General features: G+C 42.3%; 8 protein-coding genes. 4 read left to right on the forward strand and 4 right to left on the reverse strand.

The features are described 5' to 3' along the window. Window positions 1-486, reverse strand: a 486-nt coding sequence (locus VNZ46_RS05005) for an aldehyde dehydrogenase family protein (protein WP_325559029.1), incomplete at its 3' end; no start/stop codon positions are given. 90 nt (window positions 487-576) lie between these two features. Between VNZ46_RS05005 and VNZ46_RS05010 the strand changes: the two genes are divergently transcribed. Together VNZ46_RS05010 and VNZ46_RS05015 are read left to right on the forward strand one after the other, a co-directional pair. After that, complete coding sequence (locus VNZ46_RS05010) at window positions 577-1,443, forward strand: aldose 1-epimerase family protein (RefSeq protein WP_325559030.1); 867 nt, start codon at window positions 577-579, stop codon at window positions 1,441-1,443. 60 nt (window positions 1,444-1,503) lie between these two features. Continuing rightward, a complete protein-coding gene (locus tag VNZ46_RS05015) occupies window positions 1,504-2,691 on the forward strand; it encodes a GAF domain-containing sensor histidine kinase (protein WP_325559031.1) in 1,188 nt (395 codons plus the stop codon). On the opposite strand, the gene VNZ46_RS05020 is transcribed toward VNZ46_RS05015, so the two are convergent. Next, on the reverse strand, window positions 2,684-4,354 hold the full coding sequence (locus VNZ46_RS05020) for a malate:quinone oxidoreductase (protein WP_325559036.1): 1,671 nt from the start codon (window positions 4,352-4,354) through the stop codon (window positions 2,684-2,686). The genes VNZ46_RS05015 and VNZ46_RS05020 overlap by 8 nt on opposite strands. Before the next feature lie 117 nt (window positions 4,355-4,471). Here VNZ46_RS05020 and VNZ46_RS05025 point away from each other — a divergent pair, with 117 nt between their 5' ends. Both VNZ46_RS05025 and VNZ46_RS05030 read left to right on the forward strand, forming a co-directional pair. After that, a complete protein-coding gene (locus tag VNZ46_RS05025) occupies window positions 4,472-5,167 on the forward strand; it encodes a response regulator transcription factor (RefSeq protein WP_325559032.1) in 696 nt (231 codons plus the stop codon). After that, entirely contained in the window at window positions 5,164-6,414 is a 1,251-nt protein-coding gene (locus VNZ46_RS05030) for a HAMP domain-containing sensor histidine kinase (protein WP_325559033.1), read from the forward strand. Before VNZ46_RS05025 ends, VNZ46_RS05030 begins: the two co-directional genes overlap by 4 nt. Window positions 6,415-6,455: 41 nt before the next feature. Here VNZ46_RS05030 and VNZ46_RS05035 read toward each other — a convergent pair whose 3' ends face one another. Both VNZ46_RS05035 and VNZ46_RS05040 read right to left on the reverse strand, forming a co-directional pair. After that, window positions 6,456-7,451 (reverse strand): YncE family protein, encoded by a 996-nt coding sequence (locus tag VNZ46_RS05035; protein WP_325559034.1) that lies wholly within the window; start codon window positions 7,449-7,451, stop codon window positions 6,456-6,458. Window positions 7,452-7,505: 54 nt separating this feature from the next. Continuing rightward, window positions 7,506-8,513 (reverse strand): hypothetical protein (locus tag VNZ46_RS05040; protein ID WP_325559035.1); only part of this gene is annotated, 1,008 nt, incomplete at its 5' end.

Genomic DNA, 8,513 nt, shown 5'->3' on the forward strand with positions numbered 1-8,513 from the left:
ACATCCTGTTACATTGGAGGCATGTTTAAGTACACCACAGTTACCTGCCATCAGGCCAGGCGCGAGAAACCGGAAGGCCTGCCAGAAGGGGAAATTCCAGGGCATAATGGCCAAGACGACACCCAGGGGCTGGAAACTGACATAGCTTTTGGAGGCCTCAGTTGTTGCTGGTTCATCTTGCAGGAATTTTGCTCCGTTTAGGGCATAATATTCACATACCTTCGCGCATTTCTCAATTTCATCCCTTCCAGGCTGCAGGGGCTTTCCCATTTCCGAAGCCATAAGCTGGGCAAGCTCTTCTTTGTACTTCCGGAGTGTACGGGCAGTTTCTTTCAGAAAGGATGCTCTTTCTTCAAAGGACGTAGTTTTCCACTTTTGCCATGTCGTATGTGCCCGATCTATTTTCTTGTTAATATTTTGTTCCGTCTCTTCTTTATAGGTTTTAACGGTTTTACCATTTACCGGATTGATCGATTGTATGCCCATGAGATAAAAATATACATTTAACTTAAAAACAACCCTTGCACGGATCAGGTTTTAAATATATTGTTAAAGTATTTTTCTATTTTTAAGGATATGATTTTATTGGAAAACGAATATGTTAAAGCATCTTTTGAACCCAAAGGTGCCGAGTTGAAAAGCCTGTTTAATAAGAAAACAAATCTTGAACATCTATGGAGCGGTGATCCTGCCTTTTGGGGCAAATCCAGCCCGGTTCTGTTTCCTATAGTGGGTGCTTTAAAGGATAACGCCTATTTTTATAAAAACAAACGTTACGAGATGTCCCGTCATGGCTTTGCCAGAGATAAAGTATTCAAAACGGAACAAATAAGTGGGCAGGAATTGCTTTTCACACTGGAAAGCGATGAGGAGACTTTACTGAATTATCCTTTCCAATTTAAGTTGTGTCTGAGATACAAATTGGAGGGTAGGTCGCTGAATTGCTCTTACGAAGTCTATAACCCGGCTACCGAAGTTTTGTTGTTTTCGGTTGGAGGCCATCCGGCTTTTGCTGTTCCTTTGCAAAAAGGAGAGGCATACAGTGAATACTTCCTGCATTTTAACAAAGATGAAAACCTGGTGTACCATAAAATTGAGCAAAACCTGATCGATGAGGAAACTAAAGAACTTCCCTTGAACGATGGAAAACTAGAACTGGAGCATTCCCTTTTTTATGATGATGCCTTGGTTTTTAAATCCCTGAAGAGCGATCGCATTTCTATAGGCAATAAGAACAATGCACATGGTTTGCAGTTTTCTTTTGAAGGTTTTCCTTTTTTTGGAATCTGGTCTGCCAAAGATGCTGATTTTGTATGTCTCGAACCCTGGTGCGGTATTGCAGACAGCATTCATCACCATCAACAATTGGAGGAGAAGGAAGGAATCGTATCATTAGGGGCAGGAGAACATTGGAAAAGGTGCTGGAAAGTAGACGTATTTTAGTACTGGCTTATTACTTTGATCAAAGGTTTCACTATATTTGACTTTAGATTAATCGCCCTTATGTTTACATCAGATCAAATAAGTTCCCAGGAAAGTGAAAGGATCGCAGCTTTAAAAAGATACGAAATCCTGGATACGCCTCCGGATGCAAATTTCGACAGGCTAACCAGATTTGCCTCAAAATTATTTAATGTTCCCATCGTATTGATCTCTCTGGTGGATACGGAACGCATATGGTTTAAATCTAAATATGGCGTCGATGTAAACCAGGTGAAGAGACATCCGGGGTTTTGCGCCACCACCATATTGAAAGATGAAGTGCATATCATACAAGATGCTCTGATGGATGAAACGACTGCATCTGATCCTTTGGTAACCGGTGATTTTGGTCTGAGGTTCTATGCTGGCGCACCTTTGAAAAATAAAGAAGGACATAATCTGGGTAGTTTTTGTCTGATGGATAAACAGCCCGGAACGTTCAGTGCCGGGCAGAAAGAATTGCTCACGGAACTGGCTGGTGTAGTGATTGATCATATTGAAATGCGGTTGAAAGCCAGGACAGCAAATGCTCAGCAGAACCAGTTGCTGCAAATTGCTGCCCATGATCTCAAGAACCCGCTCACAACGATTCCAGTACGCGCTGATCTGATCAAGCTTAAAAAACATGATCCGGATATGGTAGATAAAATGTGTGATCAGATTAAACAGGCCGGATTAAAAATGACCCGGACCATCGATGAATTGCTCACGACTTCGAGTATGGAGTCTGGTAAGATTAATCTTTATACTTTTAAACTTGATTTCGGAGAGATTGTATCCCAGATCGTAGAGTCAAACCAGGCCCTGGCAGATCATAAGAAGCAGAAAATTGAGTTAAAGATCGAAAAGGATTCACAGCTGTATGCCGATGAGCAGCGGTTAACAGAAATTATTGATAACCTGATTAGCAACGCCATTAAATACTCTCCTTTTGGAGCAGAGATTGAAGTTAAAGTGGATAACCGGGATCAAAAAGCTGTTCTAGCTGTAAAAGATAATGGGCCAGGTTTGACAGACGAGGATCAGTCTGAGTTGTTCCAGCGGTTTGCAAGGCTTAGTGCAAAGCCTACCGGGGGAGAAAACTCTTCCGGACTAGGCCTTTCCATCGTAAAACAGCTGGTGGAAGCCCACCAGGGAAAGGTATGGGCAGAAAGTAAAGGTAAAAACCAGGGCTCCACATTTTTTGTAGAGCTCCCGGCTATTAATTAGTTTCTAAACTTAAGCCTTCGGGATGAAGGTTTAAGGCGTGTGTTGTCTGTATTCTTAACTTTTCGCATAATTCACCGTCCTCAGCAAGCGATTGCCCGAAGGAAGGAACCATTTTCCTTAATTTCTGTTGCCATTCCTGTGTTTTTAGTTGTTCAGGGAAGCAACGTTCTAATAAGTTGATCATAATGGATACGGCTGTAGAAGCACCTGGTGATGCGCCAAGAAGTGCAGCAATTGAACCATCGGCAGCACTAACCACTTCAGTTCCAAATTCCAGTATCCCGCCATGTTCTGCATCCTTTTTAATCACCTGAACACGCTGACCGGCTGTTTCCAGTTTCCAGTCTTCCATTCTGGCGTTTGGAAGATATTCTCTAAGTGCATCCAGGCGCTCGTCTGAAGACTGTCTCACCTGATTGATCAGATATTTGGTGAGCGGGATATTGTCCAGTCCTGCAGAGATCATAGGTAATATATTATTCGCTTTAATAGAAAGCGGAAGATCCAGTAAAGAACCGTTTTTTAGGAAGCGGGTCGAAAAACCTGCGTACGGGCCAAATAAAAGTGCCTTTTTACCATCAATCATCCGGGTATCCAGGTGAGGTACAGACATCGGAGGCGAGCCTACAGCAGCTTTTCCATAAACTTTAGCATCATGACGTTCAATAACTTCCGGATTGGTGCATTTTAGCCATTGTCCACTTACAGGGAATCCTCCAAAACCTTTTCCTTCTGGGATGTCAGATTTTTCAAGCAATGGTAAAGAACCACCACCAGCACCAATAAATACAAATTTAGCTTTTACTACCCGGCGTTTTCCGGTTTGTTCATCCCGTACTTTTATTTCCCAAAGTCCATTGATCTTTCTTAGTTTTTTAACATCATGGTTAAAATAAAGACTTACATTTTCTTTAGTTTTCAGATTGTTGAACATCATTCGGGTTAATGCACCGAAATTGACATCTGTTCCCAGCGTCATGCGGGTGGCCGCAACTTTTTCGTTTTTGTCACGTCCTTCCATCACCAAAGGAATCCATTCATCAAGTTGAGTCCGGTCTTCAGAATAAGTCATTCCTTTAAATAAATGTGACTTTTGCAATTCCTCGTATCTTTTACGAAGGTAGTCTACATTTTCTTCTCCCCATACGAAACTCATATGAGGAATGCTTTTAATAAAAGACTCCGGCGAGTCGATCAACCGGTTTTGAATCAGGAAAGACCAGAATTGTTTGGATACTTCAAAAGACTCAGCAATAGAAATGGCTTTGCTGGTATCTACAGAACCGTCCTTTTTTTGAGGGGTATAATTTAATTCGCAAAAGGCAGAGTGACCTGTGCCTGCATTGTTCCATGCATCAGAGCTCTCTGCTGCGGCTACATCTAAACGTTCAAATATTTCTATGCTTAAATCTGGCTGGAGTTCCTTTAAAAGTACACCAAGTGTTGCGCTCATAATACCGGCGCCAATTAACACTACATCAGTTGCTTGATCAGATTTATTCGTTATGCTAGTCATGTGATTAATTAAATTGTACAAAAGTACACAAAAACTTGTTTTGACTTTGGTCTGTTTTGTTATTTTAAAGTAGTTTTTGAGGTTTTTTAGCTGAAGATATCCTAAAGTTCTGCTTAAGGCTGTTCCGCTCCTTTGCCAAGTGTGGATTTATTTAACAGATAGTTATCAGTAACTTAACATAAGTTGGCTTACTTTGGTATTGCCTGTTTTAATTTCTTAACATCAGGTTAAAAATTCCTTGTTCCGGCAGGTCAAAATGAACACATGAGAATTTTAGTTATTGAAGATGAACAGGAGCTGTTAAAAAGTATAACAGTGTATCTTGAAAGTAATGCTTTTATTTGTGAGCAGGCATCTCATATTTACGCTGCGAGAGAGAAACTGGCCGCATCCGACTATGACTGTATTGTGCTCGACATCACTTTGCCGGTAGGGAGCGGAATGGATATCCTGCGGGAGCTCAAAGAAGCACATAAATCATGTGGTGTGCTGATCATTTCAGCAAAAGGTTCTCTTGACGATAAACTTTTAGGGCTTGAACTCGGCGCGGATGATTACCTGACCAAACCTTTTCATCTTCCGGAACTGGCTGCCCGTATACATGCCATCAACCGCAGAAGGGTATTTGGAGGTAATGACCTGATGGTCCTGGATAAGCTTACGGTCAATGTTCAGGATAAATACGTCAGAACGGAGCAAGGGGCTGTAGACCTGACCAGGAAAGAATTTGAGTTGCTGATGTATTTCATCAGCAATAAAAACAGGGTGGTGACCAAGGAGGCAATTATTGACCATCTTTGGGGGGTACATTCCAATATGCCGGATAATTATGATCTGATCTATGTGCACATCAGGAACCTGAGAAAGAAGATGACAGATAGGGGGTGTCCGGATTATATCCACGCTGTATATGGTATAGGTTATCGCTTTTCCATAGCGGATTTACCAGTTGAAGCATGAAACTATTGTCAATGTACAACCGGTACAATGTATCGGTTATGGTCTTGGTCTTTATACTTTCCAGTGCGGTTTCTTTTTTCCTGATCAAACAAATCCTGAAAAATGAAGTCGATGGCAGTTTGCTGCGCGTCAAAACAAAAATACAATCCTTTGTAGAGCAGCACGACCGCTTGCCAGAGGTGAATCTGCTCAACGACGAAATCATCAGTTTTAAAAAAGTGGCCAAACCGGGGAAGGAAGACGAGTTCCGCTCTGTGAAACTGTTTATAAAAGGGATAGGCAGGGTTCATCTTTGCCGCCAGCTGATCTATACCCTAAACACCAGGGGAGCCTTATACCAGGTGAGCATCATTAACCCTTTGGAGGGGACCAGTCATTTAACCCGTTTGATTTTGTCTGTGACAATTATTACCATATTAATGCTGATCATTGCCACTTTTGTAATGAACAGGCTGATCATCTCCAAATTATGGCGTCCTTTTTACCAGTCTATTACTGAGGTGAGTAATTTTAAGATCAATGATGCGCATGTTCCTGATTTTCCGGTAACCCGAATTGCGGAGTTTAACTTTATGATCAGCAGTCTGAAAACGGCAACAACCAATGCTTCGGAAAATTACCGGATTCTGAAGGAATTTACTGAAAATGCGGCGCATGAAATTCAAACCCCTTTAGCCATTATACAGTCTAAGCTGGACCTATTGGTACAGCAGGATCTTCCCGCTGAACACATAGAGTCCTTACGCTCCGCTTATGGTGCCATCAGAAAATTGTCCAGGGTGAACCAGGACCTGTTGTTGATCACTAAAATTGAAAACAGTCAGTTTGAAAAGAAAGATCATGTTCGGATTAAGGAACATATAGAATTGAAAGTTCTGGAGTTCAAAGAGATCTGGCAGCTCAAGCATCTGGATGTAAAGGTCAGTTTGCAGGAGGTCGTCTTGTCCATCAGCCCTGAGCTTCTGGAGATTTTAATCTACAATGTTTTGGGAAATGCCACCAAACATAATCACAATGGCGGTTTTATCCATATTGAACTGGATTCCGGCCAGCTTGTGGTGGCCAATTCAGGTTCAGAAAAGGCTTTAAACAGAGAGCGTTTGTTTAGCCGGTTCTATAAAGAAATCAACAACAGCGAAAATAACGGACTTGGACTTTCTATCATTAAGCAGATTTGCGAGGTATCGGGAGTAGAAACGGCCTATTGGTATGAGGATGGAACCCATCGCTTCTGCTTTTCATTTTAAAAAAAGGCACGACGAATCGTGCCTTTTAGAAGGATGTTCGGTTATATTTTGTAAACGAGTACTTTAAACGATCCTGGTTTGATGTTTTTGCTGCCGGCCACATAGTCTGCAGTACTGAAATAAATCTTATGTGTTTTGCTGTCCAGTGCCATTGTTTTTGCACCTGCAGGCGTTTTTAGCCGCTCCAGAACCTCATACTTATTTTTGGAAAGCTGTTTGATAATGGTGGTAATACCATCACCTCCCGAGCAGAAAATCATCTTTTGCTCTGAATCAAAAGCTACAGCATCTACATGGCCGCTGATGGGCAATGCAGTTATTGTTTTTCCTGTTGCAATATCCACCACGCTGAGTTTATTGGTTTCTGCACAGGCAGAGAACAAAAGGCCTCCTTCTTTATCTAAGGCCAGACCGGTTGGTGCCGAACCTTTTTCCAGCGGAAAAGTACGGAGCGTTTTTTGAGCAGCAGCATCAATTACGGCAATGGCATTTCCTTCCTCCAGGTTGTTGTAGATCAACCCTTTTTTGTCAGAAACGGCGAATTCAGGGGCTTCTCCAATCGCCACGGTACTGGTTTGCTGGTTGGTGGCAGGGTCAATAACTGCGGCATTATTTGACTTGCCACAGAACACCCAGATTTTTTTACTGGATTTATCATAGAGGATGGCATCCGGTTTTTCTGTACTAAGCTTGATGGTGCTGATGCTGTCGAGTGTTTTGTAATTAAATACAGTTACCGTATTGTTTGCGCCGTTAGATATAAAACCTTCGTTAAACTCGGGTGCCAGGGCAATGCCATGTACTCCTGAAAGGTTTTTAATGGTACCGATCTCTTTCTCTGTCTCCAGGTCCAGTACATGGACACGGTCAAAATGCGAAACAAACAGACGGTTACTTTTTTTATCGGTCTGCAGGTAGTCCCATTTTCCATTTCCATTAAGTGATATCTTGCTGGAAAGCTGGTAGCCGCTTTGGGCAATTGCAGGTGTACTGAAGTAAAGGGCACAGATGGAGAGTGCCCATATTGTTCTTTTCATATAAAGTGGTTTTCTTATAGATGGATTCTTTGTTTTTTTAGTGTCAGTGCTTTATTAATTGTGCTGGTTGCCGTTCCCATTGCTTTGGTAAGCGCCCATATCCTTGCCTGGAGGCGTAATTTCTGTAGCACCATATTTTGTATCCAGAGGTACCAGGGCTTCTGGGCTAAAGGTGGTATTTCCCTTGCCAATACATGGTGATCCAGGTTTTAATCGAAGGTTATAAGTTCCAACCACCACTACATCTTTTAGATTGTAACCTGCAGGTAAGGGTACCGGGCCGTTAACCAGCATAGGATCATTGGCTTTAACCAGTGCAGGTGCATTGTAAACGTCTCCAACTTTCCAGCCGGCCGGTAGAAAAGCAGAGGGTTTTGGAATGTCTGTTACAGGAGCCTGGCTTAAATAGCCCGGAGGATAGAATTGATTCACCAGATCGACATCATCTGCATAGCTGTAATTGTTTCCGTAAGATAGATTTGCAATATCGGCAATAGGTGCTTTAACCACTCTTAATCCATATTTACAATTGATCATCAGGTTATTGTAAGCCATTCCGCCTGCGCCTTCTTCAAAATTAATGGATCCGCCGCGGCCAGCTTCTGAACGTCTGAAACCACAATTGATAATGGTATTGTTGTATACCCTCACATTCGTTGGAGGAACGCCAGGTGCGGCACCTGCATTAGAGAACTTTGGTCCGTTGGTGGCAATACCTATACATACATTATAGGCAAAATCTCCAATGGTGCCAGCTTTTGCATTTAAAGCCTCACCACCAGTATAGCCACATTTTTCAAAGGTATTTCTGAACATCTCGATTTTGCCTCCGAGGGTACGGATGGGATCATCTATACTACCATAGACCCAGGAATCTTCTAATACAAATACACCAGCCGGGTTCTGAAAGTAAATAGGATAAGACTTTGTTGAAATGCCGCTTACAGCTCCATTACCAACTGCACCACCTGCAAATTCGATATGCGTCCATTTGATCACCAGTAATTTACAGGTAGGAGCACAAATGATCCCCGACCATTTACCTGCAAAAGCAGGGTCTTT

The organism is Pedobacter sp., assembly GCF_035566355.1.
In the GTDB taxonomy this organism is placed as follows: Bacteria; Bacteroidota; Bacteroidia; order Sphingobacteriales; family Sphingobacteriaceae; genus Pedobacter.

Excerpts from the sequence above, each read along its gene's own strand:
- VNZ46_RS05015 (WP_325559031.1), top strand. The coding sequence starts at position 1,504 with ATGTTTACATCAGATCAAATAAGTTCCCAGGAAAGTGAAAGGATCGCA.
- VNZ46_RS05025 (WP_325559032.1), top strand. The coding sequence starts at position 4,472 with ATGAGAATTTTAGTTATTGAAGATGAACAGGAGCTGTTAAAAAGTATA.
- VNZ46_RS05035 (WP_325559034.1), bottom strand. The coding sequence starts at position 7,451 with ATGAAAAGAACAATATGGGCACTCTCCATCTGTGCCCTTTACTTCAGT.
- VNZ46_RS05030 (WP_325559033.1), top strand. The coding sequence starts at position 5,164 with ATGAAACTATTGTCAATGTACAACCGGTACAATGTATCGGTTATGGTC.
- VNZ46_RS05010 (WP_325559030.1), top strand. The coding sequence starts at position 577 with ATGATTTTATTGGAAAACGAATATGTTAAAGCATCTTTTGAACCCAAA.